This window comes from Leucogemmata humicola, assembly GCF_055379415.1.
Genome location: NZ_AP040875.1, coordinates 2,326,989 through 2,350,721, shown reverse-complemented (window position 1 = coordinate 2,350,721; position 23,733 = coordinate 2,326,989). Strand labels below are relative to the sequence as shown.

Sequence of the window (23,733 nt, the reverse complement as noted above, 5' to 3'; positions counted from 1 at the left end):
GACGCTGCGGAAGCGACACACACGGGCTTGGCGCCGATGGCGGCGCATCGAAAACCCGGCCAACTAACTGGGGCTATAGATGCCGTTTCGCGTCTAGCAATAGCTCCTTCTCAAACGCGCTGACGTCCAAGGCGCCAACGTTGAGTTCTCTCAGTCGTTCCAGTACTGCGTCAAGATCGCCATCCGCATGAAGGGGCTTCGCAAGTCGTCGACCAAGCTCTATTGGAACTCCGTACTCGTCGAGCGCGACCAAAGCCGGGTCGAGGAAGTAGCTCTCCACGCGCGCCGCATAGACTTCATAGCTGCCTGATCGCAGTCCGACCCGCTCAAACACATCGCCTTGAATGCGATCGACTGCGCGGAGGAGTCGCGGAAAGTGGAAATTGGCCCACAACCGCAAGAAATCGAGGACGCTCTGAACTGCCTCGTCGGCTGTCGTACCTCGCTCCACCCTTTCGCGAATCATATCTCGCGGCCGCGGCGAATTCCTCAACGCGTTGATTTGATATGCCAACTGAGAGTAGCTGCGTATGCTGCTCGCCCCAAGACGCCCGCCGCCGAACTCCTCCCATATGAGTTGGCACGTTGCCTTTAGTTGCTCGTACTTAGGAAACTGCCTCCAGTACAGCAGCCCATGCCAGCTCTGAAGGTCGCTCGTTATTCGACGAGCGATCGCTAGCTGTGCTTCGGGCTCGATTCCAACATTTTCCCGAAGAACAGAGTAGGAGAGCAATGGATCGTTGCGGTACTTCTGAAGTCGCTCCTTTGACCGCTCTTCGAGGTCCGCGTCATCTAGCTGGACGAGCAAGCGGTCAGGGGCCGTTTCTGCTTGGGAGAATGCCGGAATATCTACCAGCGGTAGCGCCTCCTCCGGCGGGTCATGGAAGAGATAGACGTGGCCGATGAAGTGTTGAAACATTCGGCCAGAGCGGCCACGAATATTGTTGAATGTAAAAAAGTCGTATCGCGTTCGGTCAATCTTGTTGTCAAGAATGACCATGTTCTCGGCCTTTGTATTCACGCCCTCGATTAGCGTTGACGTACACACGAGCACTTTCAACAGGCCTGAATCGAAGGCTCGCACGACGAATTGAGCCAACGCGCGTGGAATGCGGCCGTGATGAACGCCGATGCCGTTCCGCAACGCCTGAACGAAATGCCACTCCTCGTGATAGTTTGTGGCGATCCAATTCGCCGCCGCGTCGAGATCCGGAACGGAAGCACCCACGCCGCGCTCAACCAGCGCCTGCGCCACCTCGGTGGCACGCGGAACGGACCGGCAAAAAATAATAGTCTGGCCCTCAAGGTTGGAACACAACTCAGCGAGCGTCGCCATCTCGTCTTCACCGACATTCACACGATGGAGTTCCGATACGACAGTATTGTACGGCTCATGCATCCACGTGAATTCAAGCCGATTCTTCAGCTCGGGCATCACCCCGGTGATACTAGGACCAAGCATGTAGAATGGCTTTCGACGCTTTGCTAGCTCATAGAACGCTTGATTGAGCAACGCGGACCGGTCATCGTCGCCCGTAGCTGGCGACAACTTGTAGAACTCGTCCACGACAAAGAATTCGATGGCGTTCAGATCAGGGTGATCGAGCACCCGCTCCTGCGTGAGGATATAGATATTGCGTTCGTCCGCACGCTGAAATGGATGCGTTATCAACTTGTACTGTCGCGCGAATGACGCCAAGCGCCTACGCGTTTCATCGATGAGGGCGATAGACGGTACGATGATGAGTATATTCTTGTACTTACCGGACGCTATAACCGCGTCGATAACTAAGCTCTTCCCGAAACTCGTTGGCGCGCTGAGAACGACGCTTCGCCCGGCCATCAACTCGCGATATACGTGAGCCTGCGGCCGGTGGAAGACGATGCCACGATCTTCCATGTTGGCGGGGCGATGAAACTCGTACGCGAGACGATCGGCTAGCCCTAGTCGGTCCGGATCGTCGAGATAGGGAAACAGCCCGACTTCCCGTACGAGGGCATCTAGAATTGGACGGCTGCCCCCGAGCACCTCGCGGTGCTCAAGCGCTCGTAGCACCAGCTCCTGCAAGTCCGCGTCCGCCGGGCGGGTATTCGCGTACTCACATAATGCATGCATGATTTCGAAGCTGGAGCTTTGTACTTCTGCCTTATCGATTAGACGCCGCTTCAGTTCCTCAAAGGTCATATAATCGCCTGGCATTGCTTGAGCGCCTCATCCATCTGCTGAACAAGCGTGGCCTTGCTCCGCAACGGAAGGAGGTAGAGCCGCACGCGAAGGGTTCCGGGAAGCCGATTCGCCGCAGTGAGTTTCTTATATTTTTGCTCGAAGTATTCCCGATGTTTCGCTACTTCCGCCGCGAATGCAGCCTCGTATTGGGCGCACACCGACTCATTGCCTTGGACAGCATCGCTGTCGTACGTCAGGAGGACAGGGATGCACACTGCGGAAAAAATCTTGTCCAACGACGTGCGCGTGCTCAAGAGCTGCCGAAGCGGCTTCGCACCATCCCATTCATCGTCCAGTTTGTTAGTGATTGCCGTAAACTCCGACCTCAAATAGTCGCGTTTGAGGTGGTCTTCTAACTCCTTGAGCACATCGGCCGCAGCTCGCTTGAAGTCGTCATAGAATTTCACTTCCCCAAGCCACAATTCCCAACCACCCGCAGTGGGGACGACATGGACCGCGTCAAACCCCTTCACCGTATCATTGCGGCTGTCCTTGTAGAAGTATTTCGAAATAGCCGGGACTGACCCTTCGCATTGGCGAACGATGGCGTGTAGGAGGATTTCCCCGAATTCCCCCCGCGTCTTGTAGTGATCGGATTGATAAACAGACTGCGCGGCTTTCCCGATCAATTCCACCGCTGTACTCGCATCAAGTCCCTTCCATTCGCTGTATTTGAGTGCGAATTCCGGAAGCCACTGAAGTAGGTGCTTTGAGAGTTGCCTGGATCGCCACTCCCCAAGTTCATACCCGGCGCACAGAGCCGTTAGCGGCGGTTCTAGCGCGAACTCCTTGACGCGCACTTCAAGGAATGGGGTCGGGTGCTTTTGAGCGCCAGGCATTCGTATGGGAGGGAATTTGAGCTACCATAGGGACGGCGCGCCTCGGCTCTATTCCCGCCACGACACCGTGCTCATCAAGATAGCAGTATTAGAGGAGTACAACGAGCGCTTCGCCATACGCTGGCGCGGTGACCGCCGGGCAATGAGCGACAGAACACAGCGATGGCCAGGAGCTTCTTACCGCGCGGGTGGGGGGCGCCCCGGTCGCTTCTTCCGCGAAGATGAACCCGGGGTCGCGAGCGAGGCGAGCCTGAACGGCGACCGCGCCGTAAGGCGAACGTTCCCAGGGCCGGAGGCCCGTCAACGACGCTGAGGCGTCCTACGTCAGTCCCGGACGCAGAGTAGAGACTATATCGCGGAGGCGGTGCCTCTGCGGCGATACAAATCTCGGCACCATTTTGGCACCAAACAACAGAATGTCGACCGATCCTAGAATCGGTCGACATTTTTAAATAACTGCAGGGCAACAACTTACATAATCGGGACGGCGGGATTTGAACCCGCGACCCCCTGAACCCCATTCAGGTGCGCTACCGGACTGCGCTACGTCCCGCCCGCCGCTTTCACGGACAGAACAGGGATTATAGTCGGCCGAACGCCCCCGAACAACCGGCCGCCCCTCAGTGGCTTACCGAGCCGGCCACTACTTCGCCGCCGAATCGAGCGCCGCCAGCGTACTGCGATACACGCCCGTCAAAAACCCCTCCTGCCCGCTCAGCTCTCGAAAAATCAGACTCTGCGCTCGAAACATCTGTCTGCTCGCGATACGCCGGGTCGAAGTTCTGCGGACTGCTAAGCCGATCCTCGAGTCGCTGCCCTGTCGACCCGATCGCTGAACGCTGCGCCTCGTACGTCTCCGACAGGCGCGCGACCCGCTCGTAACCGAGCAGCCGGAGCGCCCCGGTGCTGACCGCTGTCTGCCAAGCCGCGTCGCCAACGAGCGGCGTCGAGACACCGCCGCCGGGCATTGCAGCGACGAGTGCGGCGAACGCCGTTTCGCCGGCGTGTCGTACGTTCGCAGCTGAATCCAACCGATCGGCCATCACTTCGTGCCGCGGCTGGACGCTGTCGAGTAGCGCGAGGTTTCGCCTCAGTTCGCGGCGAAAGCTATCCAGCGCCTGCGCCGACAGCTCTCGCTCCGCACGACGGTCGCGCCATTGATTCGCGGCGAATCCGAGCAGCACACTGAGGACGATGAGCAAACTCTCAATCGCCAACCTTGGGATTCGCTTCCGCCCACCGGCGTCAGGAGCGTGCGACCCGGCGGCCGCGTGCTCCGCGGGAGCCGCGTAGTCTGAAGTTGGCTTTGAGTACGGTGCTGTTTTCTTCACGTTCCAATGATTTGCCACCTAAGCGGGTCACGCGCCAGTGGCACGCTGTTCTGGCAGCTGCGTCGCACCCCGGATCGGCTCACCGTGAGCCGTCATCGCTTGGACCGAGTGGGAATTCCACGCCAAGGCGCAGCGACGCCCACGTCGGCAGCGCGACGTGGGACACAAATCGCGTCGATCCGACGTGCGACACTGAGTCCAGCGGTAAAGATCGTGCGACCGACAGACGGAACTGGCTGGTGCTCAGCTCGAACTCGGCGAAGAACCGCGCGTTGGGCCCACGAGATCCAGTGCCGATCGCCACCGTCTCGAACGGCGTAACTCGGCCAGTCCAAATGGCGCCAACGCCCGCAGTCGCACGAAAGAGCGGGAGGTCCGATGGAGTCTCAATACCGAAGCGCGCGGCGCTCCGAATCAGCGACAGGTGCGGTGAATGCGCCGGGTATTCCTGTGTGCCCGGAAAGATGTAGCCCGGCGGAAACATCGAACTGCCAGGAGGGATGACGACTCGACACCGAATCCGCGGAATCGTACTGAGTCGCGTATCGCCCTCGACGACGAGCCAACGTTTCGGCCGAAACAGGACGGCGACACCGCCGCCATACGACGGGACAATGCCGTCATCGCAGCGAACCGAGTATTCGTCGGGCACCGTGCCGAAATCAAGCGCCGGCGCGATTGCCCAACGATGTGAATCAGCCCGAGCGACCGTCGCGTTCTGCGCACCAACCATCCGAGCGACCGACAACCCCAACACAACACCGAACCCAACAATTTGACGAAACAGGATCAACGCGAGACCTCCGCACGAGAAAGGGCCTTTCCATTATTCTCATGAGATGTCTAGCGCGTTGCGCGCGTTCCAGTCAAGGTGCTCGAGCGCGTTGGCAACCAGGTCGTCCGGATACTTCATGAACCGAAGCAGCGCAATCGCGTTCCGCGTCGACGACCGCCCATCTTGAATGCGATAGTCGAACATGAGCGCCTCGTTCTCGATCTGCTCCCGGAAGTGACGCGCTGCATACGAATCGTTGAGGAGGTCAAGCACTTCAAGGTCGTGCGTCGCGACGACGACGATATCCTCGCCGCGATCGAGATGGGCGAGCACGGCGTACGCCGCCGCAACGCGCTCGGTGGTATTCGTGCCGCGGAAGATCTCGTCGAGCAGGAAGAGATGCTGAACGTCGCTCCCCGCCGCTCGCACGAGGCCCAACACCGACTCGGCCTCGGCCAGATAGTAGCTCTTCCCTTCCATGATGCTGTCGGCGCGACCGATCGACGTGCGCACGCGTAGCATCGGCGCCGACCATCGTTTGGCGCATACGGTGTTCAGCGATTGTGCGAGCACCGCGTTGACGCCAAGCGTGCGCACGAACGTCGTCTTGCCCGACATGTTCGAGCCCGTGATGAGCACACTCTGCTCGACGCGCAGCGAATTCTCGATTGGCTCATCGAGGAGCGGATGTACCACGTCCACGACATCGAGCGCCTTCTTCGTATCGGTGAACTGCGGCCGGCTCCATTCCTGCAGCGTGGACCGCCACTTCGCGATCGACTGCGCCGCATCGATGTAGCCAATCGCCTCGAAGATCTCGCGCAACTCGGCGTTCGAGCGCTGAATGCTTCCCGTCGCGAACACGAAGGCGTTGACGTCGAACAAGAACAGCATGTTCACGTACTCGAAGAACGACGCGAGCTCGGCGTTCACCTGATCGGGCTCGAACATCAGCCACCAGCTCGCCCGTCGCAGCACGGCAAACTGCCGCCCGCTGCGCCGGAGCACGGAGGTTTCCTCGGCCAACTCCTCGGCATCGAGCGCGCCGAGTGTGTCGGCCGCGGCGAGGAACGCGGGGAGCTCGTGGATCGCCGGAATGAATTCCTTCACCCGCGGCTTGTAGAAGAGCTGCACGCCGATGTTCGCGACGCACACACCAACCCAGATCAGTAGACTCCGCGGCCACACCGGAATCAGTGCGAGACAAGCAATCGACGTCGCCGTCAGCAGTGGAAAGATCCACCAGCCGCTGGGCCGAGCGGGGAGATCGCTGAAGAGGAGGTGTGCGAGGCGCGCAGCGCGACGATCGCTCAATCGTCGCAGTGCCGTGCGTGCTGCCGCAGCAGTCGCCTCGTCTGCTGAAAGTCTGGCGACTGCGCGCTCCAGTTTTGCCAGCCGCTCGCGGGAGTTCGTCGGCGTCCGCAGCAAGTGGTTCAGGTATTGGCGGCCAGGCTCGCTCTCGGCGTAGTCGAGCGACGCGAAGACGTCGTCGAGATCGAGGTCGCGCCACGTGCGTTCGGGGAGCGACTCGTCATCGGCCAGCGGTGTTCGCAGGCGATGATACGCAGCCAGTAGCTCGACGTCGCCATGGCGCTCCGTGCGATCCGCGTCGAGTGCGCGGAGCACATGGGCAGTCGTCGACCGCGGAAAGATTCGCGGCCAGAAGTGGAGCATGATGCGCACCGCCGCGATCGCGGCGATGAGCAGGAGCGTGGTCGTGGAGAGTGTCATACGCGCTAATGATGGCGACAAACGCTGGTCGCCGCGCGGGGGTGCTCGTAGCTTCTGTCAGGGCGCAGCGGGCCCGGACTTGGACGACTCACGACCCACACGCTTGATGATTCTCTTACTGATCGCCCTCGGCGGCGCCGTAGGCAGCGTCGCTCGGTACCTCTTCGGCCAGTTCGTCAGCCGGCAAGCGCACGCCGGCTTTCCCTTCGGCACGCTCGCCGTGAACGTCGTTGGCAGTATCGCCATCGGCATGCTGACGCGATTCTTTCTGCACAGCCAAACGGAGCCCTACGCGCGCGCCGCGTTGGTGGTCGGATTCTGCGGCGGCTTCACCACGTTCTCGACGTTCAGCCTCGAGACCGTAGGCCTGATCAACGGCGGCGAATGGGGAAAGGCGCTGACCTATATCGCGCTGAGCGTCATCGCGTGCGTCGCCGGAACGGCGATCGGTCTCGCCTTTGGTCCGCGACTCAATCCGTAAGAGCGCGTGAGGCGTGCGGCACGCCTCACGCCTCACGTTCCGTTTAGTAGTGCGCTGCCTCGCGCCCGCCGAACACTCGCCGCGCAATCCACGCGAGAATGGCCAGCGGGATGAGGACCACGATCGCGATCTTCAGCGCGACGAGTCCCACCGAAAGGAACGCCATCAGAACGCCGAACACGGCGCCGAGCAGGCCGATCACCGTCGCGAAGATGATGAAGAACGGCAAGCCGACCAGGAACAGCACCAGCAGAACCGGCGCGGCGAGCACGCACAGGACGAGCGCGATTGGCAGACCCACAGTCGCCAGAACGATCGCGACGGGAATCAGCAGAACTAGCGAAAGCGCTCCGAAGAACAGCCCACGCAGTAGGGCAAACATGTCAGCCTCGATGAGGACGACGTAGGACGACTGTGAACGACGTTGACGAGCTTAGGCTGCGTCGAATCCGTCTGCCGAATCCATCGCCGGAGTCGGCGGGGGCGGTGGCGGCTCACTTGGCGCCGACGGGCTGCTCCCAGTGTCTCCGTCGCCACGCTTGAACATCCAGCAGAACAGCTTTCGGCCGACGACGATCATGAGCCAGATGGGCAGCACGACGAACAGCGCGAACTTGAGCGCGACGACGCCGAGCGTGAGGAGCATGCCGAGGAAGCCGATGATCAGGCTGCCGAAGACGAGCACCAGGATGATCGGAAGGCCGAACAGAAACAGCAGGATGAGCAGCGGGATCGCCACGACCGAGAGAATGGCGAGCAGCGGCAGCCCGATCGTCTTGAGCAGCAGCACGATGGGGATGAGCGTTCCCAGCCAGCCGAGCTTGAAGAGCCAGCGAATCGCCGCGAACTGCAACACGATCCAACGAATTGCCGACCACATCGCTCTGCCTCGGTGTTGTTTCCGATTGCCCTACGAGCGCCAGGCTCAGAGGGTTTCGAGCAGTGTTTCCAGGCTGCCGGCCGGCACGACCTTGCCGACGTAGAAGTCGCCAAAATCGGCGTAATTCGCGCTGACCTCGTCGAAGCGCATGTCGGTTACGAGCTTTTTGAAGTCGAGCGGGTCTTTGGCGAACAGGGTGACGCCCCACTCCCACGCGTCGAAGCCGATGGCGCCGCTGATGATCTGCACGACCTTACCCGCGTAGCGTCGTCCCGTCTTGCCGTGCGCCTGCATCAGGCGGCTGCGCTCAGCGAGCGAGAGGGCGTACCAGTTCTGCTCCGGTCCGCGTCGCTTGGACATTGGATAGAAGCAGATGTATGGCATGTCCTCAGGAAGGGGCGGATACAGTCGCCGCTGGACATGCGAGTTCTCGCGTTCCTTGGCGACGCGACGCGCCAGCTCCTCGGCGTACACCTCGTCGCCCACCACCCCTCCCCGCTCCGTTGTTTCGCGCGCGAGCTCGGAGGTGAGATGATAGAGGCCCGCCTCGGTCACGCTCAAAAAGGAGTATTGCAGCGTGAGCCTTTGTGCCGCCGCCGAGGCGCGGAAGGTATCCTGCACGGCGCCAATGGCGTCGAGCGTCGGCGCAAAGTGCACGGCCATGACGTCGACCTTTGACCCGATGACACGCGCCCAAGCCGTCCAGCCGCCATTCGGATGTGACTCGGCCGCCGACACAGAGTGCGGCGTGGCGTCCACACTACGACTGTCGCCCTCGTGCGCGAGCGAAGTGCGGTCGACTGTAAAAAGTTGATGCAACGCATACCAGCCCTCGAGGGTCTCAGGGGGGTGGGAGCGCGGATTCTCCTGGCTTTTCATAGGGAAAAGTTAAAGCCACGGGCAAACCAACCGATACTAAAAAACGGCACTCCGTTTGCCCAAGGGGTTCCTAGGACGAAGAAGTTCTACCGAACCAAGCCAAGTGGAAGAGGGCGTTATGCGGGATCAAACTGGCGGTCACAGTAGCTCGAATCGAAGTGAGGGGGCCGACGGACGCCGTCGCGAGCTCCGGACGCTGCTCGTTGCGGCGGCGGACGCCGCGAGGCAGGGCCGGAGAATCCCCGAGATCGCCGGCCGGATTGCCCAGCCAGTAGGGCGGGCCGTTCGCGACCGAGTCTCGATGCTGATTAGCGCCGCGGGTTGACCGCGGCGCTCTTTTTTTGGATGTGACCAACCCGGCCGCTGCCTGGCGGTCGGTGGGGTCGTGGTTGCCGTCGGCACGGTCGCTGCACTCTGCGCCGCCAACGGAAACCCGGACGTCGGCGTGATCGGAAGGCACTCGAAGGTCGTACTCGCGCTGTTGCTGGCGTGGCACTCGGCGTCGGCACAGGCGAACGACCCGGGAGGAAACAAGACGTTCTTCACCGGGCGCGATGGTCTCATCGGCCTCGGAATCCTCGGCGCCAGCGCAGGGCTCAGCGCGTTCGACGCGCGAATCGCCCGCAACTTCCAGGACACCTCGCACCTGCACGTTCGCGCCGGCGAACGCTTCGACGACATCTTCACGCGGGTCAACGAGTCGACGCTCACGGTCGGCGGACTCGCCGTTTACACGATCGCACGCGTGTTTCGGGCGCATACGGTGGCAACGGTGGCGTTCCACGTGTCGGAAGCCGTGGCCGCCGCGAGCATCTCCAATCAACTGATTCGCGGACCACTCGGCCGCACGCGTCCGCGCGATGCGACACCGGCATTCGAGAATCAGTATGACTTCCAGTTCATGAAGGGATTCACGCACTTTCAGAATCGCGCCTTCCCTTCCATCCACTCATCGTCTGGCTTCGCTGCGGCGTCGGTACTCGTTGCCGAGGTGCACCAGCGCAGTCCGGGTGCGACGTGGTGGGTTGGCGTTCCGGCGTACGCCTTCGCGCTCACACCCGGGCTGTCGCGCATGTACCTCGGCCAACATTGGGCGAGCGACATTCTCTCCGGCGCCGCGGTCGGCACGTTCTACGGATGGCGCATCGTGCAGTACTCGCACGGGCACCCGACCACGCCGGTCGATCGCGTCTTTCTCGGAAAAGCGAATCGCGCGCCCGTGACCGGACGCGCGATTCCTCTTTCCGTGAGCTTCAGCTTCTAACAGCGACTAGCGAGAGGCGAGCGCTGGTTCGAGCGCTTCGATCGCTTGTCGTAGCTTTGGCAGCACCGCTTCGATCTGTTCGACCGACACCACGCCGATCGACAGACGGAACCAGCCCGCATCGCTCTGCGAGCCGAAGGCGTTGAACGGAATCGCCGCGAGACCGACGGCATTCAGCAGATACTTTCGAACGCCTTCATCGGACTCGATCGTCGTCCCGTCGGGCGTCTTCATGCCGTGGAGCGCGAAGCGAGCGCTCACGTAAATCGCACCCTCGGGCCGCACGCATTCCACCGGCAGACCGTCACGCTGCATGGCGCTCAGTCCATCGTATACCGCGTCGAGACGCAGACCGGTTTCGTGGCGCATGTTGTCGATGTATGCGTCGACGGTCGCGTGATCCGAGAGCAGCTTTGCCGACGCGACCTGTTCGGGACGCGGAGCCCAGGCGCCAACGTGCGTGAGAATGGCGTTCATGGGCCGAATGATCTCCGGCGGCGCGACAGCCCAGCCCACACGAAGGCCCGTCGCGGCAAATGCCTTGGAAATTGCGTCGACGTACACGGTGTACGGCAACATTGCTGGCCGTAGCGTGACCGGGTCGACGTGTTTGGCGTCGCCCGACGTGAGCATCCAGTACACCTGATCGTACATCATGTACAACGGACGCTCGTTCGGACCGCGCCGAGCATTCTCTTCGAGCACGAGATCGCAGATCTCGCCGAGCTGCGCGGCGTCGAACAGAGTGCCGGTTGGATTGAGCGGCGAGTTGAGCGCGACCATCCGTGCGCCGCGCACGAGCGGGCGAAGCATGTCGGCGGTCGGCTGGAAGCGCGTGCGCGCATCGCATTCCACCGTGCGCGCCTCGGCGCCCATCATCTCGCAGTAGTAGTCGTTGTTCCATGACGGAACGCCGAACACGACCGCGTCACCTGGATCGATCAGCGCGCGATACGTGGCGTAGATCGCTGGGCGCGCGCCGGCGCACATGAGGAACGACTCGATCGGATAGTCGAGTCCGAGGCGTCGCTTGTAGAACTCGCGAACCGCGGCACGCAATGAGTCGAGTCCGATCGGCGGCGGATAGGTCGACTCGCCGGCGCGGAGCGCGTCGACGATACCGTCCTCGAGCTCGCGCGGGATCCTGAACTGTTTGGATGAGAAATCTCCAACAGTCAGGTCGAGAACAGGGCGCCCTTCTTTCACGAGGGCGCGAACCTCTCCGGCAATCGCGAGAATCGCGGAGCCGCGAAGGGTCTGGGACAGCGTGGACAAGCGTGGAGCTGGGCGATCAGTCATCGGCTTGGGGAAAGCGATGACTCAAGCTGGCTAGAAACGGCGCGCCGTGGAAGGGCGCGACGCCCGTCTCACGGAGCCTTTATGCCGCCGCGGCCATCCCGAGGTACTGCACGACCGTATCCAGGACCAGACGCGGCTCGGCTGGCTTGGGGATGTACCCGTCGCATCCGGCTTCCATCGCCCGCACCTGATCGGACGCCAGGGCGTGCGCGGTGAGCGCAATGATCGGAATGTCGGCCGTATCGGGATCCGCCTTCAGGCGGCGCGTTGCTTCCAAACCGTCGATGATCGGGATGGAAACGTCCATCAGAATGAGCGCCGGCTGATGCAGCTTGGCTGCCTCGATCCCCGCCTGCCCGTCGCGTGCGACGATGACGTCGAACCCGCCGTAGCGAAGGATGGTGGTGTAGATGATCGCGTTGTCCTCGTTGTCTTCGACGAGGAGTACTGTCTTTTGGATTTGGGAGGTCATGTCGATTCCAGCGAGGTGACTACCGATCACGAGAATGAAAGAATCACGCCACTGGTTCCGAGACCATTCGATTCGCTGGTCCGCTGCTTGCCTTTTAGCAGGGTGCCGACCCGAGCAGCGGGGGACCTCGATCACCTTTCGGTACCGGCACTTAGATCGACGAATCGAGACAACCAGAACGGACAAACAACCATGGAGTCACGAGGAAAAACCCCAGACAATCCGATCGCGTTGACACCAGGAAATGCCGGGCTTCAGGGCGCCGCCGAACGCATGCGCCTTGCGGTGTCCGCAGCAGCAGACGGCACCGGCCCGAGCGACGGATTCAAACCGGCGGTGCGCGAGCTTGTCGCGCTTTGGCGAAGCGAGAGCGTTCCGCCTGAACAGATCGTCTTACGCGTCAAGGCGATTCTCGCCGACGCCGGCCTTCGGGCCACGTACGCAACACCCGCCGAACCGCGGCCGCCCATTGGCGCCCAAACCGAGGTGTATCGCGACGTGATCGCCTGGACGATCCAGCACTATTACGAGGACGAGCGCTCGATGTAGCGCCCTCGCGACGGCCCGCGCAACGCCGCATCATCGGATCAAGGGATTTGCAACCCTTTCCGCATATCGGCCCTCTCAATGCGCGTGACCGTTGCCCCGCTGGACAGCCAACCGTCGGATCTCACTCTCGTGCGCCGCATACTCGACGGCGACGAGCGGGCCTTCCGTGCGCTCTACGATCGACACACGCCGCGACTGAAGATGCTCGTGCGGCGATTGCTCGGACACCGCGCGCACGACACGGATGACGTGCTGCAGGAAACCTGGCTCGCGGCGTGTCGGTCGCTGCAGCAGTATCGCGGCGACGCCAAGCTGTCGACTTGGCTGACGTCCATCGGCGTGCGCGCCGCCTATGCGTCGCTCACTCGCCGAGTCGATGACGATGTCGCGCTCTACGACGATATCGTGGCTTCACCGAACGCCGCGCCGGCAACGACGATCGATCTCGAGCGTGCAATGGCCGAGCTTCCCGATCGGCAGCGATTGGTCGTGGTGCTACACGATGTCGAAGGCTTCACCCATGAAGAAATCGGCGAGCAACTCGGTATGGCGCCGGGATCGTCGAAGGCAGCGCTCTCTCGCGCGCGACAAGCGTTGCGACAGATGTTGACGACTGGAGTATCAAATGCAACTCGATGACGAGCAGAACCCACATTCGTACGACGACCACGAGTCGGCGCTGTTCGCGCAGCTTCCGCGCGAAGCGGCGCTGACGCCCGGCGAAGTGGATCGTACGGTCGAACGGCTCAAATCCGCCGGGTTCTTTGTGCAGCGCAGTCGACGATTCGTCTGGCCCCTCGCAGCCGCCGCTGCCCTTCTCTTCTTCGTGCTCGGAACGGCCGTTGGTGTTTCGTATGCTCGGCGCAACTCGCTCGAAGAGTTGCTGTCGCGACGCGATCTCACGGCGAACGATCGCGTGTTGCTGCTCCAGCGTGCGGGGTCAGCGTACGTGCGCGCCGCGCAGAGCTACGCCGACGCAACAGCAAAGGTTGATTCGAACGCTGTGGACGTGGCGAGCCGCGTGTTGATCGGCGCAGCGCACGCCGTCGCTCGCAACAGCCTCGACGCCGGACTCTCGGCGCGACTCACGTCGGCGCTCCAGCCCGGCGCTGTTACGCCCGTGTCGGCAACACGCAAACCCGTGATCTGGTTCTGACAATGAGACTGCACACTGGTGTTCTACAGGTAGCGGCGTTCGTCTTCGCTGCAGCTCCAATCGCCGCGCAGGACACGAGCTGCCCAGCGGGCCCGGGCGTGCCCTTCGGCATCGTTGGCTATCAGTGCGCCAACTGTAGCTTCAGTCGCGCGAAGGGACAGCGGCCGTCGTATTCGTTTCTCGCCGAGCCGGTGGTGCTCGAAGCGGCAGAGGGGAGCAAGCTCGCGGCCGGCGACGTGATCGAAGCGGTAAACGGCCAACCGATCACGACGCGCGGAGGAAGCGACCTGTTCGCGTATCCCTCCCTCGGCGAGAACAACGTCACGGTGCGTCGTGGGCGGGAGCATCAGACTATTCGTATTATCGTATCCGCATCGATGTGTGAGGGACTAGGCGGGGCCGTGCGCCGCGGTACGGGCGTCGGAGCAAGTACGGGCGTCGGAGTCGGAACGGCCACCGGTTCCGCCGGCGCAGGAAGCGGAGTGAGCGTTGGCAGCGGCGCAAGCGGCGGAGGCTTCGTTGGAGTCGCCGGCGAGAGACGGCTGTCCATTCGCGGTCTGGCGCGCATCGATACAGTACCACTGATCATCGTCGACGGCGTCGTGCAGAACGGAGCGGACGGTAGTTGGGCGAGTGCTGGCGCGGGTAGGATCGGCCGATATGGGTTTGCAGTGTCGTGCGAGCCAGCGTGCACCGCGGCAACTGACAACGATGGTCCGTTGATCTACACGTACTACAGGTACGACGCGCCGCCGTCGATCGCCGCGATTCGTCCCGGCAGTCCGACCGAGCGCGCGGGCGTCAAGATTGGCGACGTGCTGCTCAAGATCGACGGGAAACCGCTCGTCGACGCGGACGGCGCATTGGCGCTCGCGCGCATCGACAAGCGGGACTCGGTTCGGCTCACAGTGCGGCGCGACGGCAAAGAACTCGAGTTCCTACTCACCGCGGGACGGTGAGAGCGCGGTGCCTACGGCGAGACTTCGTGGAACTGGACGTCCTTCTCACGCTCGAGCGCCCAACGAAGTCCCCACGAATCCTCGAACAGGATCAGCGGATAGCCCTTGGCATCGTACAGCAACATGCGGCCGCGATCGCGCGCGATGCGTTCGATTTCATCCTGCGGCCCGGTGACCCAGCGCGGATAGCGCGCTGAGATTTTCTCGATGCGACACGCGGCGCCGTACTCGTGCTCGAGACGGTGCAGCATGACGTCGAACTGCAGCATTCCCACCGCGCCAACGATTGGCGTCGGTCCCGACGTCTCCGTACCCGACGTGTAGAACACCTGCGCCGCACCTTCTTCGGTGAGCTGTCGCAGCCCCGTGTCGAGCTGCTTTCGCTTCATCGGATCGGACAGGATGATGCGCGCAAAGTGTTCCGGCGCAAAGCGCGGAATGTCGCTGAACGAGAGATCGGCGCCCGTCGAGAGTGAGTCGCCAATGCGCAGCGTGCCGCGGTCCATCACGCCGATCACGTCACCGGGCCACGCTTCTTCGACCGCAGTGCGTTCGCGCGCCATGAACTGCTGCGGCGACGCGAGGCGCATCATCTTGCCGGTGCGAACGTGCTTCACGGGCATTCCCGCCTCGAACCGCCCCGAACAGATGCGAACGAACGCGACGCGATCGCGATGCTTTGCGTCCATGTTCGCCTGGATCTTGAACACGAAGCCCGTGAACTGTTCGTCGGTCGGATTGATCGTTCCCGTCGTCGATTCGCGCGGCGCCGGTTCGGGCGCCAACTCGAGAAACTCGCGCAGAAACGGCTCGACGCCGAAGTTCGTGAGCGCGCTTCCGAAGAACACCGGCGACAGCTCGCCCGACAGCACCGCCGCTTCGTCGAACGGATGACCGGCTTCGTCGAGCAAGCCGATATCCGCGACCAGACGCGCGTGCGCCTCTTCGCCGAGGAGTTCGCGTAGCGCGGGATCTTCGAGCGAACCGGTGTGCTCTTCGGCGCGACGCGCGCCGTGATCCTCGGAGCGCTCGAACAGGTGCACCTGCTTCAGGCGGCGGTCATACACGCCGACGAACGCACCGTCGCGGTGAATCGGCCACGTGATGGGATGACAGGCGATATCGAGATCCGCCTCGACGTCGCTGACGAGCTTGAGCGGATCTTCGCCGACGCGGTCGCATTTGTTGACGAAGGTGAAGATCGGCGTCCGGCGCCGTTTGCAGACGTTGAACAGCTGCCGCGTCCGATCTTCCACACCCTTGCGGTTGTCGAGCAGCATGACCGCGCTATCGGCGGCGACGAGAGTCCGATAGGTGTCCTCGGAGAAGTCCTCGTGGCCAGGCGTGTCGAGCAGATTGATGTGGTAGCCTTCGTACTCGAACTGCATCACGCTCGACGTGACCGAAATGCCGCGTTCCTGCTCGAGCTTCATCCAGTCCGACGTCGCATGCCTCGCCGCTCGACGCGACTTGACCGACCCTGCCAGATGGATGGCTCCGCCGTACAGGAGGAGCTTCTCCGTCAGGGTCGTTTTGCCGGCGTCGGGATGGCTGATGATCGCGAAGGTCCGGCGGGTTCGAACCGCCTCCTGCAATCGGCTATCGAGCTCGAGCGACAACGGAACTACCTTCATTGGAGGAGTAGAACGCATCGAGGGCCTGATCCCGCAGGATCACGCCCTCGGCCACGGCTGGTAATTTAACGACGATTCCTCTCTGAAGGAGCCTCGCCCGTGACCCCTTGGGTCAAACGACTGATCATCGCCAACGTCATCGTCTTCTTTCTCGAGCAGACGGTTCGGGGACTCGTGCCCCTGCTGGAGTTCACTCCGCGGGCCGTCCTCTATCAGCCGTGGACGATTCTGACGTACATGTTCCTCCACGACCCGAACGGGATCACGCACATCCTGTTCAACATGCTCGGCCTGTATTTCTTTGGGCCTCGCGTGGAGGAGCGGCTGGGATCGCAGAAATTCATCACGCTGTATCTGATCAGCGGCGTCTTCGGCGCGGCGTTCTCGTTCATCTTCGCGCCGTTCGCGTCAGTCGTGGGCGCATCAGCGGCCGTGTTCGGCGTGATGCTCGCCTTCGCGCGCTACTGGCCCGACGTCCAGATCCTGTTCTTCTTCTTCCTTCCGCTGCAGGCGCGCTTTGCCGTGATGCTCATGGCTGCCATGGCGCTGTGGAGCGGTTTCAACGGCTCACGTGGCGGCGTCGCCGACTTCGCTCACCTCGGCGGATTCGTCGGCGGTTGGCTCTACCTCAAGTACATCGAGCGGCGCGCGGGTGTGAAGAAGTTCCGAACGAAGACCGTTGCGCCCGTTGGGAAGGATGTTCTCTCGAACTACAAGCAGATCAAGACGACGTCCATCCACGAAGTGAATCGCGACGAAGTCAACCGCATCCTCGACAAGATCAGCGCGAAAGGCCTGAACAGTCTCACACCCGAGGAGCGGCTGTTTCTCTCGAACTTCGTGCCGCCCGACGATCGAATTCCGCCGCCGACTTAGTCGGCGCGCAGCGCGCTCGCCGGGTCGGCACGGCTGGCGCGCACTGCCGGCAGCCACGACGCCAGCGCGCTCGTGGCCGCGAGCAATAGCGCAACGCCAACGATTGTAGCCGGATCGTTCGGCGGCGTCTGGAAGAGCAGCTTGCTCATGGCGCGCGTCGCAAGCAGCGCGGCGGCGCCACCAATGCACAGTCCTGCCGCGGTGACGATCAACCCTCGGCGAACCACGAGCCAGCGCACGCGCGAACGCGGCGATCCGAGCGCGAGACGAATGCCCATTTCGCGCGTGCGATTGCGGGCGAGCTGCGCGAGCAAGCCGTATACACCCACGATCGACAGCACGAGCCCCACGACGGCGAACGATGCGAGCAGCGTCGTGAGGAAGCGCGCGCGTGCGAGCGATGCATCACGAATCTCGGTCATCGGCTTGCTCGACGTGATCACGAGCGACGCGTCGATGTCGTGGACGATTCGTCGAATTGCCGGCGCCAGTTGGGCCACGTCTCCCGTCGTACGCACGACGAGATAGTCCGAGCCCCACGGCTCCTGCTCGATCGGATCGAGGAACTCGATCTGCGGCGTTGCGTCGAGCGCGGCCTGATGCTCGTCGCCAACAACACCGACGATCGTCCGCCATGTGGAGCGCTCGTTCGGCACCTTGTCGAAGGTGACGCGCTGGCCAATCGGATCCTGGTTCTTGAAGTACGTCTTGGCGAGACGCTCGTTGATCAGCACGACGCGCGGACTTCCGATGCGATCTTCGGCCGTGAATGCGCGTCCGCGAATGACCGGCACCTTCATGGCGGCGAAGTAATCGCGCGACACGCTGCGATGCGCGACTTCCACTCCGTAACCGTCGGCCGGACGATCCGCCGCAATGAAGTCGCTCGTATAGGAGAAGCCCATGAGCGGCAGGCTGCTCGCGTGCGCCGCCTTCGTCACGCCAGGAATCGCCTTGGCGCGCTCCATGACCTGATTCCAAAACGCGTTCGCGACCGTCGCGCTGTCGTAAGTGCGATTCAGTCCGATCTGTACCGCTATTACACCATTCGGATCGAAGCCGGGCTCGACCTGTCGCAAGCGCCACAGACTGCGCCCGAGCAGACCCGCGCCAATCGTCAGCATCAGCGCGATCGCGACTTCGGAAATGACGAGTGCGTCGCCCCAGCGTCGCGCACGTTTGCCCTGCGTGCCGCCGCGCGCGCCGCCAGAGAGCGCGTCCGCCGGGTCGCGTCGACGCGCACGCAGTGCCGGCGCGACAGCGAACAGCATTCCGCTCACGCATGAGATGAGCGTGACGAACAGCAGCACTGTTCGATCGACGCTGAAGTGACTGACGCGGAGCATGTTCGGCGGCTGCATTCCTTCAAGGACGTGCGTCCCTGCCCAACCGAGCAACAGACCGCACGCTCCGCCCGCCAGCGACAGCACCAGACTCTCGGCCAATGCCTGTCGAACCAACCGGAATGTTCCGGCGCCGAGCGCGAGACGCACCGCACCTTCGCGCTCACGCGCTGCGGCCTGCACCAACAAGAGACTTCCAACGTTTGCACACGCGATCAATAGAAGCAGTGCGACAGACGCAAGCAGGACGAGCAACGGGAGCCGAGTGTCGCCGACAAGGAAGCGATGGAGCGACATGAGGCCGGCGCCCATCACGCGATTCGTGGCCGGATACTGCTTCTTGAGTCGCTCGACGACGGTTTGCAACTGCGCATCGGCGGCTTCGACGGTGATGCCAGGCTTCAATTTCGCAATCACGCGCAGCCAATGCGCTCGGCGAAACGACACGTCAGTGCGCTGCGATGGTGTCCAGCCAATCGACGACCAGAGATCGGTTTTCTCATAGGGAAACTCGACGCCAGGCGGCATGACGCCGACCACTGGAACGCCGCGTCCGTTGATCTGAATCGTTCGTCCAACTACTGATGAGTCACCGCCGAATACGTCGCGCCACGCTCGATAGCTAATGACCGTTGGAGTCGGCGTGATCCACGTATCCTCATCGCGTAGTCCACGGCCGAGCAGCGGCTTGATGCCGAGCGTCGTGAAGAAGTTGCCGGTGACCGTAGCGCCAGAGAGGAGACGCGTGTCGCCGTAGCCCGTGAGCACGGGATGCGATTGCCACGAAGCATATGCGGCAGCGTCTTGAAACGCCGGCACCTGCTCACGCCAATCGAGATAGTTCGCCGGCGCGGCAACGTTGAGGTGCCATCCCTTTTCTGGATTCTCCTCGGAAATCATCACGAGGCGATCCTGCTGCGGCAGCGGCAACGGCTGCAGCACGACGGCGTTGACCGCTGAGAAAATGGCGACGTTCGCGCCGATGCCGAGGGCGAGCGTGACAATCGCGGCAATCGCAAGACCGGGCGTGCGTCGCAGCGATCGCAACGCGAAGCGCATGTCGCTGGCAAAGTCCTCGAGCCACTGCAGTCTGCGGACATCGTGATGTTCTTCGCGCACTCGTTGCACTCCGCCAAAGTGTACCATCGCCACCCGCCTCGCTTCGTACTCCGACATTCCAGCGCGCCGGTTCTTTTCCGTCTCGAGCTCGATGTGAAAGCGAATTTCTTCGCTGAGCTCGAGATCGGCAGACAAGGGATGCGTCAACGCGCGAATGCGCGCCCGCAATCCTTTAAGAACACCCATACGTCCCTCTACGCGATATCGAGAATCAGTTCGACGGCTTCGACGTAGCGCCGCCAGCTTGCGGTTTCTGCACCGACGGCACGACGGCCGGCAGTCGTGAGCTGGTAGTACTTGGCGCGACGGTTGTTCTCCGTCGTGCGCCAATCGCTTTCGATGCAACCGCGCTGCTCGAGGCGCTGCAGGGCTGGATAGAGTGAGCCCTGATTGACGTCGAGAACGCCGCGCGAGAATTGTTGAATACGCGCGCTGATGCCCCACCCGTGCATGGGTTCGAGCGTCAGAGTTTTGAGAATCAGGAGATCGAGCGTGCCGCGAAGGACGTCAGCTTGGTCGTTGCCCATGGGGTTCTGTCGAGTTTCTACAGAACGTAGAAATCGTCCTGTAGGAAGTCAACAGGAGTGGCGTGTGGCGTGGCGCGTGCGGCGTGCGGCGAGACCGCAGCGCGATATATTCACGCCGGTACATCGCTCGCCAAGATAGAAGGCGCCCCACTCCCCTCTCGCATCCACCCAATGCGCGTATTTGTCCTTGCTGTCGCTGTCGCCAGCCTCCTCGTCCCGACAATCGGCCGTGCACAAACCGTCGATGCCGCGATTCTCGGCAGCGTTCGTGATTCCAGCGGCACGGGATTAACCGGCGCCGCAGTCACGGCAAAGAATCTCGAAACCGGCGTGTCGTGGACCGTTCAGACAACATCCACCGGCCGCTTCGCGTTTCTCCAACTTCCGCTCGGCGGACCGTACACGCTGACCATGCGGCACGTCGGCTATCGCTCCGAAACGCGTAGCGGGTATCAACTCACGCTCGGACGCCGCATCGTCGTCGATGTGATCATGGGACGTGCGGCCGCCGAACTCGCGCCCGTTGTCGTCATTGGCAGCGCGGGAGAACGGCGCGCGCCGAGCATGGGGGCGAATTCGCATATCACGGGCGAACAGCTCGAGGCGGTGCCGGCCGTCAACCGCAACTTCACCGATCTCGCCGCGCTCGCGCCAACGACCGGAGTTCAGTCGTCGCTCCTCGGACAACGTTGGACGTCGACGGACATTCGCGTCGACGGAGCGCAAGCGCGTAACATGCTTCGCGCAGGCGAGTTCGGCGCGGGGCCTTTCACGTTATCGATGGAAGCGATCCGCGAATTCGAAGTCACGACGTCCGTATACGACGTGACACAGGGTCGACAGGGCGGCGGCTCCGTGCGTGCCGCAACGAAGACGGGAACGAACACGTGGTCGGGCTCGGCGTTCACGTACTATCGCGCGAGCGACCTCACGGCGAGCCAGGACTTTCAATCGCGTTCGCGTGCGCAGCGCCAATTCTCGGCAACGCAGTGGGGCGGCAGCGTCGGCGGTCCGATCGTGCGCGACAAGGTGCACATGTTCATCGCGCTCGATCGCTGGAACTCGAACGAGCCGCTCTTCTCTGGCTTCGTGCAGACGCCGGGCGATGAAGTCTCGAGTGGCATCGCGCGCGACTCGCTCGCCCGCCTAGTGAAGATCCTGAGCACCAGCTACGCACTCGATACGACGCGGTCGCAAGTCGGGCGACTCGATCGCCAGCCCGTCGCCAACACCGCATTCGCAAGTCTCACGTGGAGCCTCAATGATCATCATACGCTGAGTCTCACGAACGACTACAGCGGGTGGGACAGTCCGCTCAGCGGCGGCGTCGATCAACCGATCACGCTCTACGACGGACGCTCGAACTATCGAACGTCGGAAAACCTGTCGCTCGCGTCGCTGCATTCGACGTTCGCGTCGGGGCTGCAGAATGAGTTCAAGATCGGCGTCTCTACTTCGAACCGTAAGCTCACGCCGAACAGCTCGGCGCCGCGCGGCTTCGTACGCATTCAGTCCAAGCTCGCCGGCGGCACCAACGGCGACGTTCGCGTGCAATTCGGCGGCAATCGCCTCGCGCCAGACGACAGCCGCGAATTCGAGACACAGCTCATCGATCACGCCTACATCCAGCGCGGCGACGTCCTTTGGACAATCGGCACCGACAACACGCTGAGCCGTATGTCCACCTACATCGCCGAGTCGCAGAGCGGTCTGTTCGAGTTCAATTCGCTCGCCGATCTCGAGGCTAAGCGCGCCTTTCGATACAGCCGTACGTTGCCTCTCGCCGAGGCGCAGCCGACAACGCATCAGAGTGTGCTCGAGTTGGGCGCGTTCACGCAGGCAGAGTGGCGCCCGCGCTCCAACATCAGCGCCATGCTCGGTCTTCGCTGGGACGGCACCGCGTTCCTCACAAAGCCGGCGCGCACTCCGCTCGTCGAACAGGTGCTCGGCGAACGCACCGATCGCAGTCCAACCGACTGGACCAAGTTCCAGCCCCGCGCGCAGATCACGTGGGACATCAACGGTACGGGGCGCGACGTCATCCGCGTTGGCGCGGGACGGTTCGCCGAGCAAGCGCCCTATTACGTGCAGCACAATCAACTACTGAACAACGGTGCGCGCATCGCCGACATCACGCTCAGCGGCGCGGCGATTCCGATCCCCGACTACGCATCGTATCGCGCCAACTCGGCGACTAACCCGGGATTGCCTGCCGGTTCAGCGGCGCCGGCGCCGTACGTCAATCTCGTCGACCCCGACTTCCGCACGCCGAGCGTGTGGAAGGCCAACGCGACGTATCGCCGGCAACTTGGGGAACGACTCACGCTCACCGGTACCCTGCTCTACTCGCGCACGACGGACAACTACATGTACGTCGATCGCAATCTGCGCACATCGCCGGCCTTCACGCTGAGCAACGAGAGCAATCGCGCCGTGTTCGTTCCGGCAACGACGATCGACGCCGCAGGGCGCACGCTCAACGCGAATGCGCTCGCGGCGCCGGCACTCGGCCGTGTGTTGGAGTTGACGAGCACGGGTGAAGGACACGACAACGCCGCAATTGTCGAAGCCACAGCACGGCTTCCGCTGAACGCGACGATCGATGCGTCGTACACTCACAACCGGGCCGTTGACAACACGAGCTTCGGCTGCTGCCTCGCGCGCACGTCGACGACGTACACGGCGATCAAGAGCGATCCGCGCGATCTCTCCGGCTCGTGGGGACCATCGGATCTCGACTTCCGGCACAAGTTCGTCGTCGCCGGCTCTATTCCTGTCGGTTGGGGCGTGCTCGTTGGCGGACGATACGTCGGCTCGAACGGCCGCCCCTTCTCGGCGATCGTAAATGGCGACATCAACGGCGACGAAGCGACGAGCAACGACCTCGCGTTCGTCTTCGATCCGAATGATCCGTCGACTCCGGCGGCCGTGGCGGCGTCGATGCGCAAAGTCCTCGACAATCCAAACAACGTCGCCCGCGATTATCTGCGCGCGAACCTCGGCCAGATTGCATCGCGCAACGGCGCGTTCGCCCCGTGGACCGAACGAATCGACCTGCGCTTCGCCAAGACGATCAAATCGATTCGGGGCCAGTACGCCGAGATTGGCCTCGACGTGTTCAACGTTGCCAACCTGCTCAACAAGAACTGGGGCGCCGAATATCAGCTGCCGGTCGGGATCTCGAATCAGAACCCTGTGGTGCAGCGAATTCCGTTGCTCAACGTCGTTGGCTTCAACCAGGCCACGAAGCAGTACACGTACACCGTGAATGAGAACTTCGGTGTGCTGCAAAAGGGCGGAAACCCGTATCAGCTACAGTTGGCGGTTCGCTACGGTTTCTGATCGGGGGTAGCTCGGGGTGCGAAACATGGGAACGGCCGGCCCGTAGTACT

At 62.5% G+C, this 23,733-nt stretch carries 21 protein-coding genes and 1 tRNA gene; 8 read left to right on the top strand and 14 right to left on the bottom strand.

What is annotated here, in order from left to right:
* Nucleotides 1-73 precede the first annotated feature (73 nt).
* From AC6H4Z_RS09785 to AC6H4Z_RS09760, 6 genes are all read right to left on the bottom strand, one after another.
* Complete coding sequence (locus AC6H4Z_RS09785) at nucleotides 74-2,185, bottom strand: DEAD/DEAH box helicase (protein WP_497546566.1); 2,112 nt, start codon at nucleotides 2,183-2,185, stop codon at nucleotides 74-76.
* A complete protein-coding gene (locus tag AC6H4Z_RS09780) occupies nucleotides 2,182-3,027 on the bottom strand; it encodes a HamA C-terminal domain-containing protein (RefSeq protein ID WP_497546565.1) in 846 nt (281 codons plus the stop codon). Before AC6H4Z_RS09780 ends, AC6H4Z_RS09785 begins: the two co-directional genes overlap by 4 nt.
* 518 nt (nucleotides 3,028-3,545) lie before the next feature.
* Nucleotides 3,546-3,619: transfer RNA gene (locus AC6H4Z_RS09775), tRNA-Pro, on the bottom strand.
* 67 nt (nucleotides 3,620-3,686) lie between these two features.
* Nucleotides 3,687-4,268: a hypothetical protein gene (locus AC6H4Z_RS09770; protein WP_497546564.1), complete on the bottom strand. Its 582-nt coding sequence runs from the start codon at nucleotides 4,266-4,268 to the stop codon at nucleotides 3,687-3,689.
* A 208-nt stretch (nucleotides 4,269-4,476) separates the two neighbouring features.
* Nucleotides 4,477-5,190 (bottom strand): hypothetical protein, encoded by a 714-nt coding sequence (locus AC6H4Z_RS09765; RefSeq protein ID WP_497546563.1) that lies wholly within the window; start codon nucleotides 5,188-5,190, stop codon nucleotides 4,477-4,479.
* Nucleotides 5,191-5,229: 39 nt separating this feature from the next.
* Entirely contained in the window at nucleotides 5,230-6,903 is a 1,674-nt protein-coding gene (locus AC6H4Z_RS09760; protein ID WP_497546562.1) for a MutS-related protein, read from the bottom strand.
* A gap of 106 nt (nucleotides 6,904-7,009) precedes the next feature.
* Here AC6H4Z_RS09760 and crcB point away from each other — a divergent pair, with 106 nt between their 5' ends.
* Nucleotides 7,010-7,384 carry a fluoride efflux transporter CrcB gene (crcB, locus tag AC6H4Z_RS09755; protein ID WP_497546561.1) on the top strand — a complete coding sequence of 125 codons (375 nt, stop codon included), beginning with the start codon at nucleotides 7,010-7,012 and terminating at the stop codon, nucleotides 7,382-7,384.
* Between the two features lie 43 nt (nucleotides 7,385-7,427).
* On the opposite strand, the gene AC6H4Z_RS09750 is transcribed toward crcB, so the two are convergent.
* From AC6H4Z_RS09750 to hemQ, 3 genes are read right to left on the bottom strand one after another with little or no spacing between them, the layout of a single operon-like run.
* On the bottom strand, nucleotides 7,428-7,766 hold the full coding sequence (locus AC6H4Z_RS09750) for a hypothetical protein (protein ID WP_497546560.1): 339 nt from the start codon (nucleotides 7,764-7,766) through the stop codon (nucleotides 7,428-7,430).
* A 51-nt stretch (nucleotides 7,767-7,817) separates the two neighbouring features.
* Nucleotides 7,818-8,264, bottom strand: a complete 447-nt coding sequence (locus AC6H4Z_RS09745; RefSeq protein ID WP_497546559.1) for a hypothetical protein — start codon at nucleotides 8,262-8,264, stop codon at nucleotides 7,818-7,820.
* Nucleotides 8,265-8,309: 45 nt separating this feature from the next.
* The gene (hemQ, locus tag AC6H4Z_RS09740; protein WP_497546558.1) at nucleotides 8,310-9,143 is read right to left on the bottom strand and encodes a hydrogen peroxide-dependent heme synthase; all 834 of its coding nucleotides are present in this window, start codon (nucleotides 9,141-9,143) and stop codon (nucleotides 8,310-8,312) included.
* Between the two features lie 385 nt (nucleotides 9,144-9,528).
* Between hemQ and AC6H4Z_RS09735 the strand changes: the two genes are divergently transcribed.
* A complete protein-coding gene (locus AC6H4Z_RS09735; RefSeq protein WP_497546557.1) occupies nucleotides 9,529-10,407 on the top strand; it encodes a phosphatase PAP2 family protein in 879 nt (292 codons plus the stop codon).
* A gap of 6 nt (nucleotides 10,408-10,413) precedes the next feature.
* On the opposite strand, the gene AC6H4Z_RS09730 is transcribed toward AC6H4Z_RS09735, so the two are convergent.
* Both AC6H4Z_RS09730 and AC6H4Z_RS09725 read right to left on the bottom strand, forming a co-directional pair.
* The gene (locus AC6H4Z_RS09730; protein ID WP_497546556.1) at nucleotides 10,414-11,706 is read right to left on the bottom strand and encodes a pyridoxal phosphate-dependent aminotransferase; all 1,293 of its coding nucleotides are present in this window, start codon (nucleotides 11,704-11,706) and stop codon (nucleotides 10,414-10,416) included.
* 79 nt (nucleotides 11,707-11,785) lie between these two features.
* The gene (locus AC6H4Z_RS09725; RefSeq protein ID WP_497546555.1) at nucleotides 11,786-12,178 is read right to left on the bottom strand and encodes a response regulator; all 393 of its coding nucleotides are present in this window, start codon (nucleotides 12,176-12,178) and stop codon (nucleotides 11,786-11,788) included.
* A 192-nt stretch (nucleotides 12,179-12,370) separates the two neighbouring features.
* On the opposite strand from AC6H4Z_RS09725, the gene AC6H4Z_RS09720 reads away from it, so the two are divergent.
* The 4 genes from AC6H4Z_RS09720 (at nucleotide 12,371) to AC6H4Z_RS09705 (ending at nucleotide 14,842) form a co-directional block, all read left to right on the top strand.
* Nucleotides 12,371-12,727 carry a hypothetical protein gene (locus AC6H4Z_RS09720; protein ID WP_497546554.1) on the top strand — a complete coding sequence of 119 codons (357 nt, stop codon included), beginning with the start codon at nucleotides 12,371-12,373 and terminating at the stop codon, nucleotides 12,725-12,727.
* 129 nt (nucleotides 12,728-12,856) lie between these two features.
* Nucleotides 12,857-13,366, top strand: coding sequence for an RNA polymerase sigma factor (locus AC6H4Z_RS09715; RefSeq protein ID WP_497546553.1), 510 nt, complete (start codon nucleotides 12,857-12,859; stop codon nucleotides 13,364-13,366).
* Entirely contained in the window at nucleotides 13,353-13,883 is a 531-nt protein-coding gene (locus tag AC6H4Z_RS09710; RefSeq protein WP_497546552.1) for a hypothetical protein, read from the top strand. The genes AC6H4Z_RS09715 and AC6H4Z_RS09710 overlap by 14 nt, the downstream gene beginning before the upstream one ends.
* A 2-nt stretch (nucleotides 13,884-13,885) precedes the next feature.
* Entirely contained in the window at nucleotides 13,886-14,842 is a 957-nt protein-coding gene (locus AC6H4Z_RS09705; RefSeq protein WP_497546551.1) for a PDZ domain-containing protein, read from the top strand.
* Nucleotides 14,843-14,853: 11 nt separating this feature from the next.
* On the opposite strand, the gene AC6H4Z_RS09700 is transcribed toward AC6H4Z_RS09705, so the two are convergent.
* Nucleotides 14,854-16,476 (bottom strand): peptide chain release factor 3, encoded by a 1,623-nt coding sequence (locus AC6H4Z_RS09700; protein WP_497546550.1) that lies wholly within the window; start codon nucleotides 16,474-16,476, stop codon nucleotides 14,854-14,856.
* Between the two features lie 99 nt (nucleotides 16,477-16,575).
* On the opposite strand from AC6H4Z_RS09700, the gene AC6H4Z_RS09695 reads away from it, so the two are divergent.
* A complete protein-coding gene (locus AC6H4Z_RS09695; protein ID WP_497546549.1) occupies nucleotides 16,576-17,352 on the top strand; it encodes a rhomboid family intramembrane serine protease in 777 nt (258 codons plus the stop codon).
* On the opposite strand, the gene AC6H4Z_RS09690 is transcribed toward AC6H4Z_RS09695, so the two are convergent.
* Both AC6H4Z_RS09690 and AC6H4Z_RS09685 read right to left on the bottom strand, forming a co-directional pair.
* Nucleotides 17,349-20,000, bottom strand: coding sequence for an ABC transporter permease (locus tag AC6H4Z_RS09690; protein WP_497546548.1), 2,652 nt, complete (start codon nucleotides 19,998-20,000; stop codon nucleotides 17,349-17,351). The two genes, AC6H4Z_RS09695 and AC6H4Z_RS09690, sit on opposite strands and share 4 nt — an antisense overlap.
* Nucleotides 20,001-20,008: 8 nt before the next feature.
* A complete protein-coding gene (locus AC6H4Z_RS09685; protein WP_497546547.1) occupies nucleotides 20,009-20,341 on the bottom strand; it encodes a PadR family transcriptional regulator in 333 nt (110 codons plus the stop codon).
* 171 nt (nucleotides 20,342-20,512) lie between these two features.
* Between AC6H4Z_RS09685 and AC6H4Z_RS09680 the strand changes: the two genes are divergently transcribed.
* Nucleotides 20,513-23,683 (top strand): TonB-dependent receptor, encoded by a 3,171-nt coding sequence (locus AC6H4Z_RS09680; protein ID WP_497546546.1) that lies wholly within the window; start codon nucleotides 20,513-20,515, stop codon nucleotides 23,681-23,683.
* Nucleotides 23,684-23,733 lie beyond the last annotated feature (50 nt).